The organism is Bradyrhizobium sp. HKCCYLS1011 (assembly GCF_051167795.1).
GTDB lineage: Bacteria > Pseudomonadota > Alphaproteobacteria > Rhizobiales > Xanthobacteraceae > Bradyrhizobium.
In genome coordinates, this window is record NZ_JBNPTT010000009.1 from 202447 (window position 1) to 226651 (window position 24205).

Genomic DNA, 24205 nt, shown 5'->3' on the forward strand with positions numbered 1-24205 from the left:
TGGGCCAGATCGACATGACCCGCAAAAGATTTTGGGAGGTAACCAGAGAGCGATGGCGCTCAAGCTTTCCGGATCGCCGGCCGCTCTCGCCCAGGCGGCAAGGTGAAATCCTGCAGCGGCCCGATCGGGACGATCCCGGTCGGATTGATGGTGCGGTGGCTCTCGTAATAGTGATGCTTGATGTGCTCGAAATTCACCGTCCCGGCGATGCCGGGCCACTGGTAGAGATCGCGTGTATAGGCCGAAAGATGCGGATAGTCGGCGATACGGCGGATGTTGCATTTGAAGTGGCCGACATAGACCGCATCGAAGCGGATCAGCGTGGTGAACAGCCTGATATCCGCTTCCGTCAGGCGGTCGCCGAGCAGGAACCGACGGGCCGACAGCCTCTCCTCCAGCCAGTCGAGCGTGGCGAACAGCGGCGCGATCGCCTCCTCATAGGCGCCTTGCGTGGTCGCGAAGCCGCATTTGTAGACGCCGTTGTTGAGCGTGTCGTAGACCCGCGCATTGATCGCGTCGATCTCGCCGCGCAGGGCTTCCGGATAGTAGTCGCCCGGGGTCGCTCCGATGCCGTCGAACGCCGAGTTCAGCATCCGGATGATCTCGGAGGACTCGTTGTTGACGATGGTGCGCCGCTCCTTGTCCCACAGCACGGGAACGGTGACCCGACCGGAATAGCGCGGATCGGCCGCGGTGTAGACCTGGTAGAGGAAGTGCGCATGGTTGACGTCATCGGCGACGACGCCGGGACCGTCGGCGAAGGTCCAGCCCTGCTCGACCATCAGCCAGTTGACCACCGAGACTGAGATCATCTCGTTAAGCCCCTTCAGGACCCGCATGATCAAGGTGCGGTGCGCCCAGGGACAGGCCAGGCTGACATAGAGGTGATAGCGCCCGGCTTCCGCCTTGAAGCCGCCGGTGCCAGTCGGGCCAGCGCCGCCGTCCGCGGTGACGAAGTTGCGATAGGCCGAATCCTTGCGCACGAAGCGGCCGCCGGTCGCCCCGGTGTCGTACCAGACGTCGTGCCATTGGCCGTCGACGAGCAATCCCATGGCCACACTCCTCCACATCACGGCCGACCGGCCGCAGCGCGGCTGCCCTGGGCTCTCGGCGCCGTGCCGACCAGCCGGCGGAATGAGTACACGTCACCCATGTACCGCGCCAGTGCGGCGAATCTTGAGTTCCGATCAGGAGCTGCCCGGCGGCTGCCTGGGGTCACCGAAGCAAGTGCGGGCGGGCGGTCTGATGCGAAAGATGGTTCCGATTGCCGCAATCCGTCACGTTTGCTGCCGCGTCGGAGAATCAGCTAGGCGTTGAGGATCAGGAAGAATGCGCCGATGAGCCGTCGTGAACGTCGGGCCGCCGCCCGCGGATCGAAGAAGACGTCCCAAGAGTCCGGCCCCTCCACGCCGGCTGCCCTTCATGCGGCCGGCTTGGCCCATCTGCAGGCGGCACGCCTCCTTGAAGCCCAGCGGTGCTGCGAGCAGGCTCTGGCCATCGACCCCAATCACACTGACAGCATGCACCTGATGGGGCTGCTGTCGCTGCAGCTCGGACAGCATGATCACGCCATCGCCTGGATTGCAGGCGCCATCTCATCAGATCCCAAAGCCGGCTATGTCTCAAGTCTGGGACTGGCGCTGCTCGGGGCAGGACGGCTCGAGGACGCGCTGAAGGCCTTCGACAAGGCCGCATCGCTTGAACCCGAGAACGCGCTGCATTGGAAGAATCTCGGAGCGGTTCTCGCGGAGATGGATCGTCCGGACGAAGCGCTCTTGAGCCTGCAGCAGGCGTTGAGCTTGTCGGCGCAATGCGTCGATGCAGCCAATATGGCCGGGCTGCTCCTCTACCGGCAGAGCCGCTTTGCCGAGGCTCTGGGGTTTTTCAACGCATCCTTGGAGGCAAGCCCGGAGCAGGCCGACGCGCTTCACATGCGCGCGCTGGTCCTGCAAAATCTCGGGCGGCTGGACGACGCAGCGGCCGACGGCTTGCGGTCGCAGCTGCTCGATCCGACCAACGTCGATACGCATAACAATCTCGGCTGGGTGTTGCACCGGCTCGGCCGGTACGACGAGGCGCTGACGTGCTTTGAGCGGGCTCTCTCGCTCCGGCCGGACTACCTTGTGGCCCTGCTGAACAAGGCGGATCTGCTGGCCGATTGTCTGAGGCTCGACGAGGCGATGGCCTGCTACGACCAGGCCAAAGCAATCGCGCCTGATGATCCGATCACGATCTGGAACGTGGCGCTGCTCGATATGCTGACCGGGAATTTTGCCGCAGGCTGGGCCGGTCGCGAGATCAGGTGGACAACCGGGCTCGGCATGGCCGCTCCGAATTTCCCGCAGCCGCAGTGGCTGGGCACCGGGCCGCTTCAGGGCAAGACGATCCTCATTTTCGCCGATGAGGGGATCGGAGACGCCTTCCAATTCGCCCGCTATGTGCCCCTCGTCGCCGAGCTCGGAGCGAAAGTCATCCTCGCGGTCCAGGAGCCCGCCTGCGCGTTACTATCCAGACTCTCCGGTGTTGCCGCGTGCGTTCCGAAATCCACCGCGGCTTTGCCGAGCTTCGATGTGCATTGCGCGATGTCCAGCCTGCCGCTGGCATTCAAGACCAGCCTCGACACGATCCCCGCTGCTATCCCCTATCTGCCGGCTCCACTCGACGCCCTTAGAGCGCAGTGGGAGAGCCGGCTGGGTGCTCACGACAGGCTTCGTGTCGGGCTGGTCTGGTCCGGCAATCCGGGGCACGGCAACGATCGCAACAGGTCCGTGCCGCTGCGATTGCTGGCAAAGCTCCTGGACATCGATGTGCAGTTCGTCAGCCTGCAGAAAGATCCGCGCGCGGCCGACAAGGAGGTCCTTGCCGGGCTGGATATCGTCGACATGACGGAGCGCCTGTCAGACTTCGACGACACCGCTGCGCTGATGTCATGTCTAGACATTGTGGTGACCGTGGACACGAGCGTGGCCCACCTCGCCGGCGGCCTTGGACGCCCGGTGTGGATTCTGTTGCCGTACCGCCCGGACTATCGCTGGCTGCTCGGCCGCGCAGATTCACCCTGGTACCCGACAGCGCGTCTGTTCAGACAGGACGACCGACGCGACTATGGCTGGGTGATCGATCAAATCCGCAATGCGCTGACAATCGAGGCGACCGCATTCCGAGTTCGACGATCGGCGGCGGCCGATAGCAATGGCCGTTCGCAGGATTAGCCATCGCGTTGATCCTCGCTTCGCAGGCTTAGAACTGGAACGGAATGGTCCGGCCCGGCTGCGCCGCCTGCTCGCGCGTGTAGAACACGCCGTGGACCTTCACCCCTGAGGCGTTCAACAGGGTGATGATCCCGCCCTTGTTCGACAGCGCGACGGGTGCTGCGATCGGCACCACCATGGTCGCACCGGCGGCGATCTTGCCCGAGAGCGTCATGGCGTTCTTGTGCTTGTCCTTGATCTGCCAGCCATCGAGATCGACCTCGACATCGGCGGTGTTGAGCAGGGTCACGGTCTCGCGCTCGGGCGTCCTGACATCATTGACATAGGCCGCGATGATCCGCACCAGCCCGTCCGGCACGTCGAACGGCGGAATCTGGTCGCGCGATGGCGGCGTATGCGGCGCGTTCGGATGATCGCTGTCCTTTGGCAGGATCACTCCGCCGCTGTCATCATCCGAATGCCAGGCCTGGCTCTGGAATTTGAGGAAGATTGCGACCCATTGCTGCTGGGCGGGAAATTCGAAGATCAGTCCGCCGTCCTGCCAGGGGCCGTTATCCTGGTCATGCGAGCCCGGCGGGTTGCCCTGGTTGAAATGAATGTCGTGAATGCCGCGGCCCGGCCTGAAGCCGAAGAACCGGTCGGCCTTCTCCTCCGGACCCCAGGTGTCGCCGAAGGCGTAGATCAAGGCCTCCTCGTCCGACATCGCGCGCTGAACGTAGGAATCGATCTTTTCGTTGAGATCGTTGTCGGGTCCCGCGGCCGACATCGGCAGCGGCTTCAGCTCCCAGGGCTGCATCAGATTGGCGCGGATGAAGTCGAGCGCAACGCCGCCCGGTTTGCTCTGGACCTCATGCAGGCCTTCGCCGAACTGCTTCAAACCGTCGACGATCGGATGTTCGAAGTGCGATCGGACCAAGAATTCGACCTCGCTGCCGTCCTGCGAGCGGACATTGATGGCGATCCGGTACAGCGTGCCGTCGGCCGAGATCAGGACCTGGTAGTGCGGACTGGCGCCGGTTGCGAGGCGGTTGTTGATCGGGCGTCCCTTCAGCAGCGCATAATTCTTCAGCGGCATCGTCGGTCCCTCCCCTCAGGTATCGCAGCCGCACCGTAGGCCGATGCGCCGCGCGGCAGGTTACACCGCGATCGATGAAGGGCCTGTGATCCAGATCACCAGCAGCATGCGCGCTGAGACGCGGGGCTCAATCCGGATTGTTGTTCGCGGCCGCCGGAGCCGGCGGCCGGCTCATTCGCGTCAGCGCATTGATGAAGCCGGCACGCGCGTCGGAATGGGCCTGGCCACGCGGCTCCAGCACGTGGCGCAACAGGAACAGCCCGGTCAGCCGAAAACCATCCAGGAGGTCCTGGTCCGTCCAACCCTCCGACGTCGCGTCGCCGTCGCGCAGGAAAGCCGGCAACGGCAGCAAGCGATCGCGCCAGGGTTCGCCGGCCGCCCGCGACACCGCACCGCCCGATTTCGGCGACACATAGACCAGGTCGGTGGTTTCGCCGGTCGCCGCGCAGGAGTCGAGATCGAGCCCGAAGCCGAGCTCGGCCAGGATGGCAAGCTCGAACCGGACGATGTGGGCCGCCGCACCTCTGGCGTCGGTGAAATCGTCGAGCGTAAGCACAAGCCGCTCGTAGATGTCTTCATGCGGATCGCGCTCCGGCAACAGCCGCGCCAGCGCCGCCAGATGGGTGATGCCGTAGACGCCGTGCGACGCTGCGATCAGCGCCGCAGCGCGCAAGGACAGCCCCTCGATCGCATACATGCCGAGATGCTCGTCGAGCCGCGCCCGCCACACCGCCCGCACGGTGTTGCCGGGCTGCAGTACGGGACGCATGCGTGCGCCGCTCGCCCCACGCACCAGACCGAGATGTCGACCGTGCTCGCGCGTCAGGAGCTCGACGACGGCGGCGGATTCGCCGTGCCGTCGCACGCCCAGCACGATGCCATCATCGGTCCATTCCATCGCCGTCCAACCTATCCAGGACGCGCTGCCGCGCAGAACACGGTGCGCTCCCTCTCCCCCGTTCTTACGGGACCACGACGAGCTTCGCTCGCGCTGAGAGGGCTGGGGGTGAGAGCAGGCGCTTGCTCGCCGCCGGTCGTGAGACCTGTCCCCCCTCACCCGAGATCGTCGCCATCAGCGCAGCCCAATCTGAGACACCGGACACAGCGCCTCACGCGATAAACCAGCCCTTCGCATCGCCGGTGAACGAATAATAAAGCCCAATCGTGGTCAGCGCACAGGAAATGACCTCGATGCCGGCGTCCAGCGTCATCCCCTTGTCCCCGATCACGAGGACCAGCGAGTAGGCCGACAACAGGAGCGCTGCGAGCAGCACCCAACGCGGCCAGTTCTTGCGCCGCTGCGCTGCAAGATAAACGAAGTAGACCATGAGCAGGATGAGCGCGGCGTTGAGAATGGTCTGCACCATGATCATCGCATCGGTGATCTCGGCCGTCGGCGTCCGATCCTGCACCGCGACCGACAACGCATCCAGCATCAGCGAGATGTAGAGCAGGACTTCAAACCAGAGCACGTTGCGAGGCAGGTTCATCATTATTCCTTGGGGAATTCGAGCCCCATCTCGCGGTAGCGGTCGGGATCGTCGCCCCAGTTCTCACGCACCTTGACGAACAGGAACAGATGCACCGGCGCGCCGGTGATGTCGGCGAGCTCCTTGCGCGCCTCCGCCCCGATCGACTTGATGGTGGCGCCGCCCTTGCCCAGCACGATCTTGCGCTGGCTTTCCCGCTCGACAAAGATCGTCTGCTCGATCCGGATCGAGCCGTCCTTGCGCTCGGTCCAGCTGTCGGTCTCGACCGTGGACTGATAGGGCAGCTCCTGGTGCAGCTGTTGATAGATCTTCTCCCGGGTGATCTCGGCCGCGAGCTGGCGCATCGGCGCATCCGACATCTGGTCTTCGGGATAATGGAACGGTCCGGGCGGGACCATCGCGGCCAAGGCCCGGCGCAGATCGTCGACGCCGTCGCCCGACAGCGCCGAGATCAGATAAGTGCGCGCAAACGGCAGGCGCTCATTGGCGGCGGCGACCAGCGCCAACAGCTTCTCGCGCGGCACCAGGTCGACCTTGTTGACGACCAGGATCTTCTCATGCGCAACGGAGGCCGCCCTGGTCAGGATCGCCTCGGCCTCGTCGTCGAGGCCCTTCTTGGCATCCAACAGCACGCAGACAAGGTCGGCGTCGTGGGCACCGCTCCAGGCGGTCGTCACCATGGCGCGGTCGAGCCGCCGCTTTGGCGCGAAGATGCCGGGGGTGTCGACCAGGATGATCTGCGAATAGCCTTCGATCACGATGCCGCGGATCAGCGCGCGCGTGGTCTGCACCTTGCGCGAGACGATCGTGACCTTGGAGCCGACCAGGGCGTTCACCAGGGTCGATTTGCCGACATTGGGCGCGCCGATCAGCGCGACGAAGCCGCAGCGGGTCTCGGCCGGCGGCGCGCTGTCCGCCATCGGATCATCCGTCATTGCTGCCGCCGCTGACACCTTCGCGCGCGATCATCACGGAGGCCGCAACCTTCTCCGCCGCCCGCTTCGAGCCCCCCACCCCTTCCGCCGACTCCATGCCTGGCAGGTCGACCGCAACGCGGAACTGCGGATCATGATGCGGGCCGGTGCGCTCGACCTCGCGATAGACCGGCGTCGGCAGGCCCTTGCCCTGCGCCCATTCTTGCAAAACGGTCTTGGGATCGCGCAACGGCCGCCGGGGCTTGTTCATACGCTCGGTCCAGTTGCGCTCGACGAAGCCGGCCGCCGCCGCATAGCCGCCATCGAGAAAGATGGCGCCGATCACAGCCTCGCAGACGTCGCCGAGCACGGATTTGCGCAACCGCGCGCCGGCGCCAGCGCCAACCGCGCCAAGCTTGATGTCGTCGAGCAGGCCGAGCGACTTCGCCACGTCAGCGCAGCTCTCCTTGCGCACGAGATCGGCGAGCCGTTTCGACAGTTCGCCCTCGTCCGCATTCGGAAAGGAGCGATAGAGCATGTCGGACACGATCAACCCGAGCACGTGATCGCCGAGGAATTCCAGCCGCTGATAGCTGTCGCCGCGCTTCTTGGAGGATTTCAGCGCGGAGACGTGGGTAAAGGCCGTGGTCAGCAGCGAGGAATCCTTGAACTGATGACCGATGCGCGCCTCGATCGCCGCGGTGGTCGCCTTCTCAGCCGCCTTGGCTGCCCCCTTGGTGCCGGTGCGGCTGCGCTTTGCCTTCGGCGCCGCAACAGGCGTCAAGCCGGAACTGCCGGGATCAGGCTCGGGGCTGGGGGCTGCGGCCGCCTGCGTGGTCTGGATGTCGGGTTTGTCGTCGATCATCGCACGATTTTGAACAGGCGATTCCAGCGCACCGCCACCGGCCAGCGCCAGAACGCCCAGGCATGGTCGCCTTCAGCAATGGAGAAAAAGATCATCTGGGCGCGGCCGACGATATTCTCGAAGGGCACGTAGCCCACCGCCGAGAGCACACGGCTGTCGGTCGAATTGTCGCGGTTGTCGCCCATCATGAAGAAATGCCCGGGCGGCACGGTATAGACCGCGGTATTGTCGTAAAAACCATTGTCGACGCAATCCAGCGTCTCATAGCTGACGCCGTTCGGCAGTGTCTCCTTCCAGCGCTTCACCCGTGCGGTCGCGTCGGAGCCGCAAGGATCCTCGCCGATGAAGTCGCTGAGCCGTTCGCGCTGGACTGGCTTGTCGTTGATGTAGAGCAGCCCGTCCCGCATCTGGATGTGATCGCCGGGCAGGCCGATCACGCGCTTGATGTAGTCGGTGGTATCGTCCTTGGGCAGTCGAAACACGACAACGTCGCCGCGATTCGGCTCGGAGCCGAAGATGCGTCCGGTGAACAAGGGCGGCGACATCGGAATCGAGTAGTGGCTGTAGCCATAGGAATATTTCGAGACGAACAGGTAGTCGCCCACGAGGAGCGTCGCCTTCATCGATCCCGACGGGATGTTGAAGGGCTGAAACAGGAAGGTACGGATCACGAGCGCAATCAGGAGCGCATGAACAACGACGCGAACAGTTTCGCCGAGGCCGCTCTCAGTCTTGGTGCCGGATGTCACGCTCATCGCTCTTTCACTGTCCCTTTGACGAATCCATTTCGTGATTCGCCCGCGCCGCGGCAGAACGCCCTCCCGCGAACAGCTTGATCGGCTCGCAGCTTGAGGGAATTCTGTCCTGATTCTGATGATTTAGGCCAACTCCGGCGTGAACCTGAATTCGCCCTTGGCTAAGCCTCAAATCGATCCGTGCTGGTTCTAGACGTTTGTGATCCCGGGCGCAATCAATCACCGCATCAAAACCTTATAAGGCACTGACAGATATGGTGTTTTTTGTTTTACGGGGGATCGCGACCGAAAACCTCAGGATGTGTCGGTGCGGTCGGCCGAAATTATGACGAACGCCTGGGCAAGCGGCCAATCGTCGGTGATCGACAGGTCAATCCTCGCCTCATGTCCCTGCGGGGTCAGTGCCTTCAGCCGCGCCAGTGCCCCTCCGGTGAGCAGCATGGTCGGCCGGCCCCCGGGCAGGTTGACGACGCCCATGTCGCGCCACCAGACCCCGTGCCGGATCCCGGTGCCGAGTGCCTTGGAACAGGCCTCCTTGGCCGCGAACCGCTTGGCATAGGTGGCGACCACCATCTTCTCGTTCTTGGCGCGCCGCTCGGCCTTGGCGCGCTCAGCTGCCGTGAAGACGCGATCCAGGAACCGCTCGCCATGGCGCTCGATCACCTTGGCGACGCGGCGGATATCGATCAGGTCGGAACCGATGCCGATGATCATGGGCCGGATGTCCTCAAGCGCCGCGGCCGCGATCCATCGCCGCCCGCATCGCCCCCACGGTGTCGGCCAGGCCCACGAACAGTGCCTCCCCGATCATGAAGTAGCCGATGTTCAGCTCGACGATCTCCGGCAAGGCGGCGATCCGCTCTGCGGTGTCGTAGTCCAAGCCGTGACCGGCATGGACCTCGAGCCCGGCCGAATAGGCCAGCGCGGCACCCTTGATGATGCGCTGCCACTCGGCTTCCGCCTTCTCCTTGTGCCCGTCCGTGACCGCATCGCACCAAGCGCCGGTATGGATCTCGACCACCGGGGCACGCAGCTTCGCCGCCATCTCGATCTGGCGCGGGTCGGCCGCGATGAACAGCGAGACCCGGATGCCGGCATCGTTCAAGCGGGCGATGACCGGCGCCAGCGCATTGTGCTGGCCGACCACGTCCAGTCCACCCTCGGTGGTGAGTTCCTCGCGCCGCTCCGGCACCAGGCAGCAGGCATGCGGCTTGGTGGCAAGCGCGATCCGCAGCATCTCGTCGGTGGCCGCCATCTCGAAATTGAGCGGCCTGTCGATCTCGGCCTTCAGCCGCGCCATGTCCTCGTCACGGATGTGCCGACGATCCTCGCGCAGATGGGCCGTAATGCCATCGGCGCCCGCCTCGATCGCCAGCTTCGCCGCGCGCACCGGGTCCGGATTGCGGCCGCCCCTGGCGTTGCGCAGGGTGGCGATATGATCGACATTGACGCCGAGGCGCAGCTTCGGTGCTTGGGACATGGCGGGGCTCGCTGACACTTCTGAGAAACGGCCGGAACAGCTCTAACCGATCACGCAGCACGACGACAGCTCAGCCATTGACCCGGTCGACCCTGGCCACGATGGTCTTGGCGCGCAGCTGGTTGATGATGGCGGACAGATGCTTGAGGTCGTAGACCTCGAGATCGATCGTAAGCTCGGTGAAATCAGGCGAACGGCGGCTCATGCTGATATTGTCGATGTTGCCGTCATGCTCGGCGATCACGGTAGCGACCTGGGCGAGGCTGCCGGGCTCGTTGACATTCTCGACCCGGATCCGCGCCGGAAAACGCTGCGGCGTGGTCTCGTCGACATCCCAGCGCACGTCGAGCCAGCGTTCCGGCTCCTCCTCGAAATCCTTCAGCGCCGGCGACTGGATCGGGTAGATCGTGATGCCCTCGCCGGGAGTGACGATGCCGACGATGCGGTCACCCGGCACTGCGCCGCCGTTCGGCGCGAACTTCACCGGCAGGCCGGAATTGATGCCGCGGATCGGGATCGCCGACGGGGGGCGCGGCGGTTCGGTGGCCGGCTTCGCGACCGCGGCCTGCCCTTTCTTGGCGCCGTAGCGCACCACGCGCTCTTCCTTGTAGTCGGGGTACATCGCACGCGCGACGTCGGAGGCCTTGATCTCGCCGCGTCCGACCGCCGCCATCACGTCCTCGATCGAGGCGCGCGCAAGCCGCGGCAGCGCCCCCTTCAGCTTGTCGTCGGCATATTCAAGTTTGGTGCGCTCGAACAGGCGCTCGACAATGCGCCGGCCAAGCCCGGCATACTGATCGCGGACCGCCGTGCGGGTTGCGCGGCGGATCGCCGCACGCGCCTTGCCCGTCGCCGCAAGCGATTCCCAGGCCGAGGGCGGCGCCGACTGCGCCTCCGACGTCAGCACCTCGACCTCGTCGCCGTTCTGCAGCTCCGACGACAAGGGCGCGAACTTGCCGTTGATCTTGCAGCCGACCGCGCTGTTGCCGACATCGGTATGCACGGCGTAGGCGAAATCGATCACATTGGCGTGGCGCGGCAGCGCGATCAGCTTGCCCTTCGGCGTGAAGCAGAACACCTGATCGTGAAACAGCTCGAGCTTGGTGTGTTCGAGAAACTCCTCCGGATTGGCGCTCTCCGAGAGGATGCCGATGGTGTGGCGCAACCACGCAAACGCGTTTGATTCGCGCTTCAGGAGTTCCGTGGGCGAGCCGACGTCGTCCTTGTAGAAGGCATGGGCGGCGATGCCGAGCTCGGCGATCTGATCCATCTCCTGGGTTCGGATCTGCAGCTCGACACGCTGCTTGCCGGGGCCGATCACGGTGGTGTGGATCGAGCGATAGTCGTTCTGCTTCGGCGTCGAGATATAATCCTTGAAGCGACCGGGCACGACCGGCCAAGTCGTATGGACGATGCCAAGCGCGCGGTAGCAGGATTCGACGTCGGGCATGATGACGCGGAAACCGAAGATGTCGGAGAGCTGCTCGAAGCCGATCGATTTGCGTTCCATCTTGGTCCAGATGGAGAATGGTTTCTTGCGCCGGCCGCTGACGCGCGCCGTCAATCCGTTGTCGCGGAATTTCTTGGCGAGCTGGCTCTCGATCTCCCCGATCAGGTCGAGATTGCGATCGGTCAGCGCGTCGAGCCGCTGCATCACGACCCTATAGGCGTCCGGATCGAGCGTGCGGAAGGACAGGTCCTCCAGCTCCTCGCGCATCTCCTGCATGCCCATCCGTCCCGCGAGCGGCGCGTAGATGTCGAGCGTTTCCTCGGCGATACGCCGCCGCGACGCCTCCGGTACGAACTCGAGGGTTCGCATGTTATGCAATCTGTCCGCGAGCTTTACCAGAAGCACACGCACATCGTCGGCGATCGCCAGCAGCAGCTTACGCAGGTTCTCGGCCTGCTTGGCCTCGCGCGAGACCAGTTCCAGCCGCTTCAGCTTGGTTAACCCTTCCACCAGGGCGCCGATCTCGGGGCCGAACAAATGATCGATCTCGGCGCGCGTCGCCTCGGTGTCCTCGATCGTGTCGTGCAGCAGCGCCGCGACGATCGTCGCGTCGTCGAGCTTGAGGTCAGTCAGGATCGCCGCCACTTCGAGCGGATGGGTGAAATAGGGATCGCCCGAGGCGCGGGTCTGCGACCCATGCGCCTTCATCGCGTAGACATAGGCGCGGTTGAGCAGATCCTCGTTGGTGTCAGGGTTATACGACCGGACGCGCTCGACCAGGTCGTATTGTCGCATCATCCGGGACCGAGGCTTCGGCGGCTTGGCCGGGACGGCCACCGGCGTCGCCAGCGCGGCCGAATCGGCCGCAGCCTGCGTCGGAGGAGGACTCGGGCGCGAAACCGCCATGGGAGAAGCCTTAAACCACGCCGTCTGTTGGGAGCTGGGGGCGTGCGAACCATTTCGGCGCCCTTGCAGGGCATATGGTAACCACGAAAGCACAATCAAATGCAAAGGCCCGGACGGGGTCCGGGCCTTCACAATTCACATAAGTTACTTGGAGGGCTTTGCCCGGGGTGGCGCCGCAGCAGGCGTCACTCGTCCTCTTCGGGCTGCTGCTCCGGCGGAGCCAGACCTTCGAGGCCCTTCAGGAGCTCCTCTTCGGTCATCCGCTCGACCGCCACCTCGGTGTCGTCGGCATCGACGCTGGCGCCGGCCGAGCCGATCAGCGGCACGGTGTCCGGCTCCGGCTCGTCGACCTCGACGAACTTCTGCAGCGAGTGCACCAGCTCTTCCTTCAAATCCTCGGGAGAAATCGACGAATCCGCAATCTCCCGGAGTGCTACGACAGGATTCTTGTCGTTATCTCGATCAATCGTGAGTTGTGATCCTGACGAGATCATACGGGCGCGATGCGCCGCGAGCAGGACAAGGTCGAATCGATTGTCCACCTTATCAATACAATCTTCCACGGTGACGCGCGCCATCGATTGTCGCTCCGGTCTTTTGTGTGCTTAATTGGCTGATTATCTATGGCTAGTTATAGAGACTGACCGCTTCGCGCAAGGCCGTTCTGGCGTCCGGTCTCGGTAACAGGCTAGAAGTACCGGATTCCGGCACCCTCCCAGCCAGGTCTCCGGGTCCGCAGAATGTGGCTTCGGCCAAGAAAACGCTTCATTGCGCCGTCAGAAGTGCGGGCTTTGTTGCCCTGACTACTCCTGTTTGCGCGAGCGTTATACCAGAAGGGTCCGCTCGAGCATTGGCGGTACCTTGGCAGTGCCCGAAAATGGAAATGCGCGGCCAGCGCGAGCTGCGCCAAAAACAGAAGTCTAACTGAACGCGAGAAACTGAATGTCATCTTCTACCAACAAGATTGCGCTCTTCATTGACGGCGCCAACCTATATGCAACTGCCAAGACGCTCGGTTTCGACATCGACTACAAGCGCCTGCTCAAGGAATTCCAAAGCCGCGGCACGTTGCTGCGCGCCTTCTACTACACCGCGATCATTGAAGATCAGGAGTACTCGTCGATCCGTCCGTTGATCGATTGGCTCGACTACAACGGTTACACGGTCGTGACCAAGGCAACGAAGGAGTTCATCGACGCGAGCGGCCGGCGCAAGGTCAAGGGCAACATGGACATCGAGCTTGCCGTCGACGCCATGGAGCTTGCCGAGCATATCGACCAGATGGTGCTGTTCTCGGGCGACGGCGATTTCCGCTCGCTGGTTGAAGCCATGCAGCGCCGTGGCGTCCGCGTCACCGTGATCTCCACGATTTCCAGCCAGCCGCCGATGATTGCCGACGAGCTGCGCCGCCAGGCCGACGTCTTCACCGACCTCGTCGAGTTGCAGTCCAAGCTCGGCCGCGATCCGTCCGAGCGCCCGGCCCCGCGTGAACCTCGTCACCATTCCCCGCAATTCCTGCAGCGGACGACCACCGTGGCACCGCGCAACAATGACGACGATTTTGACGACTAAGAGCGCGCTTACGGGCGGCGCCAACGCCGCGCCAGCCACCCTGTCTCCGAGCATTCCCGATCGCGACTGCCCGCTCTGCCCGCGCCTTGCGGATTTCCGCAATGCGCAGCGGGCGCGCGAGCCGTCCTGGTTCAACGCGCCGGTGCCGTCGTTCGGCGAGGCCGACGCGCGGCTTCTGATCGTGGGCCTCGCGCCGGGACTGCAGGGAGCCAACCGCACCGGCCGTCCGTTCACCGGCGACTATGCCGGCGATCTATTGTACGGCACGCTGTTGAAATACGGCTTCGCCAAGGGCCGCTACGAGGCGCGGCCCGATGACGGATTGACGCTGGTCGACTGCCGGATCAGCAATGCGGTGCGCTGCGTGCCGCCGCAGAACAAACCGCTGCCGGCCGAGATCAATCAATGCCGGACGTTTCTTAACGCGACGATTGCCGCGATGCCGCACCTGCGGGGCATCGTGGCGCTCGGCCGTATTGCACATGATACGCTTTTGAAGACACTCGGCCTGCGCAGCGCGGCAGCCCCCTTTGCTCACGGTGCCGTACACCAGGCAGGACATCTCAAGCTCTACGACAGCTATCACTGTTCGCGTTACAACACGAACACCGGCGTGCTCACGACCGAGATGTTTCACGCCGTGTTCGCGCGGGTGAAGGCTGATCTGGGCTAGCAAGCCAAGGTTGCTTTCGGTGGCCGGCCGGCCAGACCTCAGCATGGAGGTCTACAATCCGGCCACTCCGGACGATGCGAGAAGCTCGCGCTCTCATGAACGCGTCGGCGACGTCGCGCGATCAAGGGTCAGCCGATCAGGCTGATCCGCCTTCGGCGCGGTTCTCATTCAGCCACGCCAGGACCTCGGCGGCATTTCGGTCGGGCGGAAACACCGGATAGAACACGTGGGTGATCCGGGCATCGTCGACGATCAGCGCCAGCCGCTTGATCATGGTCAGCCCCGCGATTTCCATGGTCGGCAGGTGCAGCGCCTCGGTCAGTTCGAGCTTCTCGTCCGACAACACCGGAAACGGCAAATGCAGGCGGGACGCCATCTCGGTCTGATAGGCATTGCTCTGGGTCGATAGCCCGAACACGTAAGCGGCACCGGCGGCTTTGAGCTCGCCGAACAGATCGCGGAACGCGCAGGTGTGCGGGGTGCACCCGCGGGCCCCCGGAATCATGTCCCAATCCTCGACCAGCGCCACCTTGCCGGGTTCGCCGGTGCGCGGATAGGCGAAAATCACCGTCCGCCCCGAGAGCTCCGAGATCGTCACCAACGTATCGTCGGTTGCGCGCAGCCTGACCGGAGGGATGATCATGCCGACCAGATGATCCGCGGCGCCGTCATCCGTCGGCGCCGGAATCTTGCTCCAGTCGACATCGAGCAGGTTTTTCTGATTCATCGGATCCTTCCGGCCATCCACTTATCCACGGGCGCGCAACAGGCGCCCTTTCTCCCGGCCCCAATCGCGCTTCTTCTCGCTCTCGCGCTTGTCATGCAGCTTCTTGCCCTTGGCCACCGCAAGCAGCAGCTTGGCGCGGCCGCGCTCGTTGAAATACAGTTTCAACGGGATCAGCGTCATGCCCTCGCGGTCGACCGCGCCCAGCAGCTTGTTGATCTGCTTGCGATGCAACAAGAGCTTGCGCGGCCGCTTCGGCTCGTGATTGAAGCGATTCGCCTGCAGATACTCCGGGATGTTGGCATTGATGAGCCAGATCTCGCCGTCGCGGCTATCGGCATAGGATTCGGCGATCGTCGACTTGCCGCTGCGGATCGACTTCACTTCGGTGCCGGTCAGCGCAAGGCCCGCCTCGATCGTATCCTCGATCGCATAGTTGAACCGCGCCTTGCGGTTCTCGGCGACGACCTTGATGTCGCGTTCTTTCTTTTCAGCCACGTCAGGCCTTCTTCAGGAGGTCGCGAATTTCGGTCAGCAGTTCGACCTCGCGCGACGGCTTCGGGGCCGCGGCCGGCTCGGTTTCCTGCAGCCGCTTCAACTGGTTCATGAGGCGAATGACAATGAACAGCACGAAGGCGATGATCAGGAAGTTCAGGGTGAGCGTGAGGAATTGCCCATAGGCCAGCACCGCGCCCTGTTTCTTGGCATCGGCCAGGTTGGTCGCATCGACCTTTGCGGACAGCGGAATGAAGTAGTTCGAGAAATCGAGCCCGCCGGTGACGGCGCCGATGAGCGGCATGATGACGTCGCCAACCAGCGAATTGACGATGGCGCCGAAGGCCGCGCCGATAATGACGCCGACCGCGAGGTCGACGACATTGCCCTTCATCGCAAACTCACGAAACTCCTTCAACATGCTCATCCCCCCTCGCTCTGGCGCCGGGCCCCGCAGCCCGGACTGCACTCAGTTGATCAGGCCGGCATGCACCATCGCCTCGCGCACCGCACGCCGCGTGGGCTCCGACACCGGCACCATCGGCAATCGCAGCTTCTCCTCGAGCTTGCCGAGCAGCGACAGCGCATATTTGATCGGCGCCGGATTGGATTCGATGAAGAGGTTGGTGTGCAGCGGCATCAGCTTGTCGTGGATCTTCAGCGCGGTGGTGAGGTCGCCCTTCTGCCAGGCGGTATGGAATTCCGAGCACAGCCGGGGCGCCACATTGGAGGTCACGGAAATGCAGCCATGGCCGCCATGCGCCATATAGCCGATGATGGTCGCGTCCTCACCCGAGAGCTGGTTGAACTCCTCGCCGATCGCCGCGCGCTGCTGCGAGACCCGCACCATGCTGGCGGTGGCATCCTTGACGCCGGCGATGTTCTTCAGCTCGTAGAGCCGCTTCATGGTGTCGACCGACATGTCGATCACTGAGCGCGGCGGGATGTTGTAGATGATGATCGGAATGCCGATCGCATCATTGATGGCCTTGAAGTGCTGATACAGGCCTTCCTGGGTCGGCTTGTTGTAATAGGGCGTCACCACCAGCACCGCGTCGGCACCGGCCTGTTCCGCATGCTGGGCGAGTTCGACCGCCTCCTTGGTCGAGTTGGAGCCCGCGCCGGCGATCACCGGCACCCGCCCCTTCGCCTCGTCAATGCACCATTCGACCACCTGCTTGTGCTCGTCATGGCTCAGCGTGGGGCTCTCCCCGGTGGTTCCAACCGGCACCAGACCGTGGGTGCCCTCCTCGATCTGCCAGCTCACCAGGCTGCGGAAGGCGGCCTCATCCACAGAGCCGTTCTTGAAGGGCGTCACCAGCGCGGTGAAAGAGCCCCGGAAATTCGTCTTGGCTGCCATGAAACTCCCTCCCCGATCCCAGTTGTGGCCTTCCCACGAAAACGCCCTTCATACCGGGTCCAAACACCCGACGAAAGTCCCACCGACCGGACAGCTGCCCTGAGGACGGGCATTCCGCCCCCTAACGGTCGTGATTTCGCCGTGCTCCTGGCGCAGAGTGCAATTGTAAGCGGTACATTTAGTGTTTGTTCACCTTTTCGATAGACCAAAGACAGTACCGCCGATCTGACGTCGCGGCCGTGTGCGAGCCGCGGAGAAGGCCCGGGCACTGCCGCCCGGAGGGGTGCCCGGAGAACGTCAGGTCGAGACGGCAGGAGTGGGGTCGAAGTCATCCACCGCAAAGGAACGCCGTGCCCTATTTTGCCCGCGCAGCCGCATTGCGATCGACCGCCCTGGTGGCCAGCCTGAGCCTTCTGTTTGGCCTGGCCGCTTTCGACGGTGCCGCCGGGGCGAACGACAAGGTTCCCCCGTCCAACGTCCCGATGCCAAAGGTGCGGCCGATCGCGCGCGGCGCAGGTCCTAACACCACTGCCAAGGCCACTACCAATACCACCGCCAAGACGAGCGCCAAGACGAGCGCCAAGACAAGCGCAACCGAAGGAACCAAGGCCAAGTCCGAGCCCAAAGCTGCGGCGGCGGCCGACAGCCATAAAATGGCAAAGGGTGCGCCGCCGGCGGCGACCGCAAGCCTCCCGCCGGCGGCGCGCCAGCACGCCGCCCTGCCCCCACCGCGCAAACCGGTGACGCCGGCTGCCGTCGCGGCAACCTCGTCGACCTCACAGTCCGATAAGGACGCGCTCGAGAACGTGATCGAGCTGGTCCGCAAGCACAAGCCTGATGACGCCACTCAGGTCGAAGCCGCGATTTCCGATCCGGTGGCGCGCAAGCTTGCCGAATGGGTCATCCTGCGCAGCGACAACAACAACGCGACCGTCGAACGTTACCGCGCCTTCCTTGCGGCCAACCCGAGCTGGCCGTCGCAGACGTTCCTGCGGCGCCGGCTGGAGGCCGCGCTCTGGGACGACAAGCGCGAGGACGCGGTGGTCTGGTCCTGGTTCGAGACCGAATCGCCGATCTCGGCGAAGGGGCGTTTTGCGCTGGCGCGCGTGCTGCTCAATCGCGGCGACCGCGCCAATGCCGAGCGGCTGGTGCGAGAAGCCTGGCGCAACGACGCGATGTCGGAGGAGACCGAGAACAACGTGCTCGACCAGTTCGGCGCGTTGCTGACCGGCGGTGATCACAAGGCGCGGATGGACACGCTGCTCTATGGCAGCGAGCACGAGGCCGCGTTGCGCGCCGCCAAGCGGCTCGGACCGGGCTATGTGGCCTTGGCGAAAGCGCGAATCGCGTCCTACCGCAAGGCGCCGAACAGCCGCGCTCTGCTTGAGGAAGTGCCACGCGAGTTGCACGGCGATACCGGCTATCTGTTCAGCAAGATCCAGCTCCTGCGCCGCGAAGAGAAGTTCGACGAGGCCGCTCAGCTGATGCTGAGCGCCCCCAAGGACCCCGGCCGCCTCTATAATCTCGACGAGTGGTGGATCGAGCGCCGGCTATTGTCGCGCAAGATGATCGATGCCGAGCAATATCGCGAGGCCTATCTGATCGCCCGCGATGCTGCGCTGCCAACCCGCGACATCTACAAGACCGAGCAGGAGTTCACGGCCGGCTGGATCGCGCTGCGCTTCCTCAATGACCCCGCAACCGCCGCCCAGCATTTCGCGCGCATCGGCGCCGGCAGCGTCAACCCGACCACGCTCGCCCGCGCCGGTTACTGGCAAGGCCGCGCGGCCGAAGCGATGGGCCACATGCAGGACGCCCGCGCCGCCTACACCGCTGCCGCCGAGCAATCGACCAGCTATTACGGCCAGCTGGCACGGGCCAAGCTCGGACTGCCGCAGCTTGCCCTCAATCCGGCCCCGAGCGGCCGCGGCCGTGGTGTCGAGCGGCTCGAGATCGTGCGCGCGGTTCAGCTGCTCTATGAGCTCGATGAAGGCGAGCTTGCGGTGCCGATCTTTGCCGACATGGGCGATAATGGCGATCCCGAGGCGCTCGTGGGCCTAGCCGAGACCGCGGCGCGCCAAGGCGATGCCCGCGCCATGCTGCTGGTCGGCAAGGCCGCGCTCAATCGCGGCCTGCCGTTCGACCACTATGCCTATCCCGTCAACGGCATCCCGGCGTTCCGCGCGATCGGCCCCGAGGTCGAGCAGAGCGTGATCTTTTCGATCGCGCGCCAGGAAAGCGCGTTCAATCCGGCCGTGGTGTCCCCGGCACAGGCCTACGGTTTGATGCAGGTGACCCCTGACGCCGCGCGCTACGTCTGCAAACGCGCCGGCGTCGGCTTCGACCTCAACCGGATGAAGACCGATTCGGTCTACAATGCGCAGCTGGGCGCGGCCGAGCTCGGCGGCCTGCTGGAGGATTATCGCGGCTCCTACATCATGACGTTTGCGGCCTACAATGCCGGTCGCGGCAGCCTGAAGAAGTGGGTCGATCGGTACGGCGATCCACGCGATCCCAAGGTCGACGCAGTCGACTGGGTCGAACTGATCCCCTTCTCGGAGACCCGCAACTACGTGCAGCGGGTGATGGAGAACCTGCAGGTCTATCGCGCCCGCTTCGGCGGCGGCTCACGGCTGCAGATCGAGGCCGACCTGCATCGCGGCGCTGTTGTGGAATAGCGAACAGCGAACAGCGAACAGCGAACAGCGAACAGCGAACAGCGAACAGCGAACAGCGAACAGCGAACAGCGAACAGCGAACAGCGAACAGGAAGACAGAAGATTTCGGTCTTCTGTCAACCTATTCGCCACTCCCTGCTCGCTATTCGCTACTCTTACTCGCCTGCTAGAAGTTGCGCTGGGCCCGGACCAGAAGCGAGACCGAGTCCTGGTCCTTGAGCTGGTAGACCGTCGCCGGCTTGGCGATGGCGGCGGCGGCCGGAGCGGTCGCGTTCCCCGTGAATTTCTGATCCAAGCGGGTCCAGGCCACGTCGGCCGAGAAGGTCAGGTTCTTGACCGGTGTCCAGCGCGTGATCAAACCGAGGGTCGAGATGTTGAAGTCCGGATTGCAGTTCGCCGGCGTGATGCCAAGCTCGACAAACCCAGCACCGGCGCAGATCAACCCCTTGGCCGTGGCGTTGTATCTCACGGCACTCCAGGAGCCGTAGACCGCGGTGTTCCAGAACGGATCCCAATTGTGGGTGAAGGCGCCCCGGAAGCCGTAGGTCGTCGTCAGCTGCTGCTGGGTTCCGTTGGCGAAGACGGCGTCAGACACGCCCGCAAAGCCGAGGCTCTGGAAGGTGCCAGCCACATTGCTGTTGCCGTACATCGCGTAGTTGATCGGCGCGAGGCTCTGGAAGTTGTAGCGGCTGGCACCGTTGGTATAGACGCCCTGGACGTTCAGGGTATCGCCGGGGCCGGTCGGAATGTTCTTGATCGACAGCGCCAGTTGCCCGGCGAAGCCCCATTTGTCGCCGGGATGGCCCGTGGTCTGGTTCACGCCGTAATAGGCAGCGTGGTTGTCATGCGCGGCCACGGAGGCCTGCACCAATCCCCAGGCCTGGTCCAAACGAACCATGCCGACGATGTCGGGAGCGGTGGTGCCGCCGAAGGCGTTGCCGCCATAAGCGCCGGTGATGACGCCGGCGGGCGTCTGCAGCGACGTGTTCCAGAGGTTCGACTGAGTGTAGAGCGACGGATCCTGCGCCGAGATCGAAGCCGTGATGCCCTGGCCGAAGTCCGCAGTATAGGTCAGCTGATTGACACCGGTGACCGTGCCGCCGCCGCCGGTCAGACCGTCGAAGTTGTTGCCGGGATAGTTGGTCCAGGGTGCGTCGAACTGCGACACGGCCTTACCCATCGTGAAGCCGGCGAACTGGATGAAGGCGTAGAAGACGCCGAGCGTGCCGCCGGCGATGCCGTCGGTGGAAAGACCGTTCACTGTGGTCAGGCCGGCAGTGTTGGCCGCACCGGTGTTGTAGAACGTCGAGCCGTTGCCCGCCCCGGCATAGGTGCCGGTGGTCCATTGAAAGACACCTTCGAAGTAGGTACGGACCACGCCATATTCGGTCGCGGTACGGGTGTCGATGTTCAGGTCCGTGCGGGCGCGGCTCGTGTAGTAGTTGCTGAGACGATTATTCGCGCCGGCAACGCCGTTGGTCGCGTTCTGAAACATCGCATTGGTGGCGAATGCGGTTTCGACGCGCAAATAGCCACCAAGCTTGATGCAAGTGTCGGTTCCCGGAATGTAGAAGAACCCCGCACCGTACAACGAGCAGACTTTCACATACTCGACCGGCTTGGCCTTGATCGGCAGATCGGCTGCCTGAGCCAAGCTAACTGCGAGCATAGCTGCCCCTGAGCCTAAGATTAGGCCCTTCACCCTTTTCATTGTTAACCTCCAAGTCGCTCTTAGTCAGAATGCGGAGTATCTCCGCCCGGCCATGCCCGACCGGTCGTCCAGAGCCGTACAGTGAAGGCAGTTATGGTTTCAGTTGGAACGATCGCGCGGCCATTTTGGTGTTTTCTCCGACCATTATCGTGACACCGCGAAATGGCGCCGGGAGCGATCGTGTCGTGCAGGGTCAAGATCTCGCCCGAGCATGGACGCCGATATGTCCAGAAAATTCGTGGTGTCCTTGCCGTACCAAAGCGCGGCCAGCACAGCCGCGCAGTCTCACGGGCTCAAAACAGGGCGGGACTATCAAGGCTCCCGAATCGTCGACGGGCCCGATGGCGAGGCTGGTTTTGTCGGCATACGAGCTGCTCTATTCCGGTGCGCTCGATGCCGTGTCTCTCGAAACAGCTTTGAGCGGATCAAGAGTTCCCTTCAGACTGGGCGACTTTTTCTCGCCCCAAGTTCGGCAAAAACCGACGTGGCGAAAGCGCGTTGAGATCGCGACTTTGTCTTGCAGTGTGACTGGAAAAACTCAGGCGAGTGCGACGCAACAAAAACCCCCGGCGGTTTCCCGCCGGGGGTCTGTCGATCCGTGATCAGATGATCGGGATCAGAAGTTGCGCTGAGCGCGGAGGAGCAGGCTGACCGTGTTCTGGTCCTTCAGCTCGTAGGCGACGCCACCCGGCTTCAGCAGGCTCGCCGCCGCAGGCAACACAACCGTGCCCGAGTACTTCTGGTCGAGGTTGGCGTAGGTGAGATCAGCCGAGAACGTCAGGTTCTTGACCGGAGTCCAGCGGGTGATGATGCCAACCTGGGCAAGGTTGAAGTCCGGGTTGCAATTGGTGATGCCGGCGGTCGCCGCACCCAGGGCAGCGATCGCGCCGCAGACCAGAGTCGCACCGCCATTGCCGTACTTGACCTGACCGTAAGCACCGTAGATCGCGGTGTTCCAGTAGGCATCCCAGTTGTGGGTGTAGGCGCCGCGGAAGCCCCAGGTCTGAACCGTGGAGATGTTGGTTCCGTTGGCGAACACTCCGTCGGAAGCAACGCCGATGCCCAGGCTCTGATAGGCACCCGGCAGGCCGGTACCGCCGAACATGGCGTAGTTCTGCACCGCCAGGCTCTGGAAGTTATACCTGGTCGCACCGTCGGTGTAGACACCCTGGATGTTGATGGTATCGCCGGGGCCAGTCGGGATGTTCTTGATCGACAAGGCCAACTGCGCAGCCCAGCCCCACTTGTCAGCCGGATGGCCAGCGGTCTCGTTCGGCGCGGGCACGGTGTAGTACGCGGCATGGTTGTCATGCGCCGCGAACGACGCCTGGAACAGACCCCAAGCCTGGTCAACACGGACCATCGCCTGGATGTCGGGCGACCGCGTGCCGCCGAAGGAGTTGAGGCCGTAGCCGCCGCCTTGGATACCAGCGGCCGAAATGCCGCTCACGTTGTACAGATTGCTCTGGTAGTAAGCGGTCGGGTCAACGGCCGAGATCGAGGCCGAGATGCCCTGGCCGAAGTCAGCGGTGTAGGTGAACTGGTTCACACCAGTGACCGTGCCGCCGCCGCCAACGAGACCGTCGTAGTTGTTGCCCGGATAGTTCTGCCAAGGCGTGTCGAACTGCGACACCGCTTTACCCATCGTGAAGCCGGCGAACTGGATGAAGGCGTAGTACACGCCGAGCGTACCGCCGGCGATCGCGCCCGCATTGGCGTTGTTCGGCGCGGAAGCACCGCCAACCCCCGTGCCGCCGCCGATCTGCGAGTAGACCGTCGAACCGTTGCCGTTGTTGTTGCCCGAGTAGGTGTCGGTGGTCCAGCTGAAGGTCGCATCGAAGAACGTGCGGACCACGCCGTATTCGGTCGCGGTGCGCGTGTCGATGTTGAGGTCTTCGCGGGAGCGGGTGAAGTAGTAGTTGCTCAGGCGGTTGTTCGCACCCTGAACGCCGGCGAAGTTGCTGTTGTACAGACCGGTGGCATTCAGCGACGTTTCAACGCGCAGATAGCCGCCGAGCTTGATGCAGGTATCGGTGCCGGGGATGTAGTAGAAGCCCGCACCATACAGGGAGCAAACCTTCACATACTCGACCGCTTTGGCCTTGATTGGAAGGTCGGCTGCCTGAGCCCCACCCATGGCGACCAGGGCCGCCGCTGAGCCGAGGATAAGGCTCTTAACCGTCTTCATGTTAACCTCCAAGTTGCTCTCTAGAGAAAGGCCTGGACCAAGATCCCCCAGGACGACCCGGCCTTTCCCATCCCGAAAAACCGCTTCATCCGCTTCGCGCCATCGGACACACCCGCATCAACGCGAGGGACTTCAGCGAAACCTCTGTCACGGGACGATCGAGTAACCCCCCACCGTCACGGGGAACTATGCCTTCGCTCATTCGGTAATCAAAATAGTTTATTGGGTCAGGCAATTGAATGAACGAACGATGTGTCCTGCCAGCAACACCGAAATGCGTGATGCTGCGGCGCATGACCGATCGATGACGATCCCCTAGATAACTGATTTCGCGAGGGATTCTTCTCGGACCACGTCAGCGCGTGAAATCGACACCTTGTGTGCCAGCGCACACGCATCAACCGCCCGGGCTCCCCTCTCGGAACAGACTGAGCCGTCCTGCCGGTCCGTAGTTTCCCCCAAGAATCAGGGCGCGGCCCACGAGACTCACCGGCGGAATCGAGCCCATCAGCGTGCACCCGCCAGAGCTACGCTGCGTCCGGACCAAGGCTGCCGGTATCAGGCTCTCGGCATCGGGCTTTTGGATATCCGCTGATCGGACCGAGATGGATGATTCTGTTGGCGATCGCCGACCTCGACCAGGGGGGGCGGCCCTCC

General features: G+C 63.7%; 21 protein-coding genes. 4 read left to right on the forward strand and 17 right to left on the reverse strand.

The window, feature by feature from the left end; all coding sequences use genetic code 11:
- Positions 1-59: 59 nt before the first annotated feature.
- Positions 60-1052 (reverse strand): glutathione S-transferase family protein, encoded by a 993-nt coding sequence (locus ACQR1W_RS28515; RefSeq protein WP_434853906.1) that lies wholly within the window; start codon positions 1050-1052, stop codon positions 60-62.
- Between the two features lie 285 nt (positions 1053-1337).
- Between ACQR1W_RS28515 and ACQR1W_RS28520 the strand changes: the two genes are divergently transcribed.
- Positions 1338-3212, forward strand: a complete 1875-nt coding sequence (locus ACQR1W_RS28520; RefSeq protein WP_434853907.1) for a tetratricopeptide repeat protein — start codon at positions 1338-1340, stop codon at positions 3210-3212.
- Positions 3213-3240: 28 nt separating this feature from the next.
- Here the strand turns inward: ACQR1W_RS28520 and ACQR1W_RS28525 are convergent, their stop codons facing one another.
- The 10 genes from ACQR1W_RS28525 to rpoZ all read right to left on the reverse strand — a co-directional run bounded on the left by ACQR1W_RS28525 (position 3241) and on the right by rpoZ (position 12725).
- Positions 3241-4287 carry a DUF2278 family protein gene (locus tag ACQR1W_RS28525; RefSeq protein ID WP_434853908.1) on the reverse strand — a complete coding sequence of 349 codons (1047 nt, stop codon included), beginning with the start codon at positions 4285-4287 and terminating at the stop codon, positions 3241-3243.
- Positions 4288-4414: 127 nt separating this feature from the next.
- The gene (recO, locus tag ACQR1W_RS28530; RefSeq protein ID WP_434853909.1) at positions 4415-5185 is read right to left on the reverse strand and encodes a DNA repair protein RecO; all 771 of its coding nucleotides are present in this window, start codon (positions 5183-5185) and stop codon (positions 4415-4417) included.
- A gap of 211 nt (positions 5186-5396) precedes the next feature.
- Entirely contained in the window at positions 5397-5777 is a 381-nt protein-coding gene (locus ACQR1W_RS28535; protein ID WP_008971372.1) for a hypothetical protein, read from the reverse strand.
- A 2-nt stretch (positions 5778-5779) separates the two neighbouring features.
- Entirely contained in the window at positions 5780-6697 is a 918-nt protein-coding gene (era, locus tag ACQR1W_RS28540; RefSeq protein ID WP_434853910.1) for a GTPase Era, read from the reverse strand.
- Positions 6698-6701: 4 nt separating this feature from the next.
- A complete protein-coding gene (gene rnc / locus ACQR1W_RS28545) occupies positions 6702-7556 on the reverse strand; it encodes a ribonuclease III (protein ID WP_434853911.1) in 855 nt (284 codons plus the stop codon).
- Positions 7553-8311 (reverse strand): signal peptidase I, encoded by a 759-nt coding sequence (gene lepB / locus ACQR1W_RS28550; protein WP_008971375.1) that lies wholly within the window; start codon positions 8309-8311, stop codon positions 7553-7555. Before lepB ends, rnc begins: the two co-directional genes overlap by 4 nt.
- 294 nt (positions 8312-8605) lie before the next feature.
- Complete coding sequence (gene acpS / locus ACQR1W_RS28555; protein WP_434853912.1) at positions 8606-9025, reverse strand: holo-ACP synthase; 420 nt, start codon at positions 9023-9025, stop codon at positions 8606-8608.
- A 13-nt stretch (positions 9026-9038) separates the two neighbouring features.
- The gene (locus ACQR1W_RS28560) at positions 9039-9791 is read right to left on the reverse strand and encodes a pyridoxine 5'-phosphate synthase (RefSeq protein ID WP_434853913.1); all 753 of its coding nucleotides are present in this window, start codon (positions 9789-9791) and stop codon (positions 9039-9041) included.
- Between the two features lie 70 nt (positions 9792-9861).
- Positions 9862-12147: a RelA/SpoT family protein gene (locus ACQR1W_RS28565; RefSeq protein ID WP_434853914.1), complete on the reverse strand. Its 2286-nt coding sequence runs from the start codon at positions 12145-12147 to the stop codon at positions 9862-9864.
- A 185-nt stretch (positions 12148-12332) separates the two neighbouring features.
- A complete protein-coding gene (gene rpoZ, locus ACQR1W_RS28570; protein ID WP_008971379.1) occupies positions 12333-12725 on the reverse strand; it encodes a DNA-directed RNA polymerase subunit omega in 393 nt (130 codons plus the stop codon).
- A gap of 364 nt (positions 12726-13089) precedes the next feature.
- Here rpoZ and ACQR1W_RS28575 point away from each other — a divergent pair, with 364 nt between their 5' ends.
- Positions 13090-13719 (forward strand): NYN domain-containing protein, encoded by a 630-nt coding sequence (locus tag ACQR1W_RS28575; RefSeq protein WP_008971380.1) that lies wholly within the window; start codon positions 13090-13092, stop codon positions 13717-13719.
- The gene (locus tag ACQR1W_RS28580; protein WP_434853915.1) at positions 13697-14392 is read left to right on the forward strand and encodes a uracil-DNA glycosylase; all 696 of its coding nucleotides are present in this window, start codon (positions 13697-13699) and stop codon (positions 14390-14392) included. The genes ACQR1W_RS28575 and ACQR1W_RS28580 overlap by 23 nt, the downstream gene beginning before the upstream one ends.
- Before the next feature lie 136 nt (positions 14393-14528).
- On the opposite strand, the gene ACQR1W_RS28585 is transcribed toward ACQR1W_RS28580, so the two are convergent.
- From ACQR1W_RS28585 to dapA, 4 genes are read right to left on the reverse strand one after another with little or no spacing between them, the layout of a single operon-like run.
- Positions 14529-15119 (reverse strand): peroxiredoxin, encoded by a 591-nt coding sequence (locus ACQR1W_RS28585; RefSeq protein WP_434853916.1) that lies wholly within the window; start codon positions 15117-15119, stop codon positions 14529-14531.
- A 21-nt stretch (positions 15120-15140) separates the two neighbouring features.
- Positions 15141-15614, reverse strand: coding sequence for an SsrA-binding protein SmpB (gene smpB / locus ACQR1W_RS28590; RefSeq protein ID WP_008971383.1), 474 nt, complete (start codon positions 15612-15614; stop codon positions 15141-15143).
- Position 15615: 1 nt separating this feature from the next.
- Positions 15616-16032: a large conductance mechanosensitive channel protein MscL gene (gene mscL / locus ACQR1W_RS28595; RefSeq protein ID WP_434854038.1), complete on the reverse strand. Its 417-nt coding sequence runs from the start codon at positions 16030-16032 to the stop codon at positions 15616-15618.
- Between the two features lie 48 nt (positions 16033-16080).
- Positions 16081-16971 carry a 4-hydroxy-tetrahydrodipicolinate synthase gene (dapA, locus tag ACQR1W_RS28600; RefSeq protein ID WP_434853917.1) on the reverse strand — a complete coding sequence of 297 codons (891 nt, stop codon included), beginning with the start codon at positions 16969-16971 and terminating at the stop codon, positions 16081-16083.
- Positions 16972-17321: 350 nt separating this feature from the next.
- Between dapA and ACQR1W_RS28605 the strand changes: the two genes are divergently transcribed.
- A complete protein-coding gene (locus ACQR1W_RS28605; protein WP_434853918.1) occupies positions 17322-19649 on the forward strand; it encodes a transglycosylase SLT domain-containing protein in 2328 nt (775 codons plus the stop codon).
- 166 nt (positions 19650-19815) lie between these two features.
- On the opposite strand, the gene ACQR1W_RS28610 is transcribed toward ACQR1W_RS28605, so the two are convergent.
- Positions 19816-21360 carry a porin gene (locus tag ACQR1W_RS28610; protein WP_035982488.1) on the reverse strand — a complete coding sequence of 515 codons (1545 nt, stop codon included), beginning with the start codon at positions 21358-21360 and terminating at the stop codon, positions 19816-19818.
- Positions 21361-21976: 616 nt separating this feature from the next.
- On the reverse strand, positions 21977-23548 hold the full coding sequence (locus tag ACQR1W_RS28615; protein WP_434853919.1) for a porin: 1572 nt from the start codon (positions 23546-23548) through the stop codon (positions 21977-21979).
- Between the last annotated feature and the right edge of the window lie 657 nt (positions 23549-24205).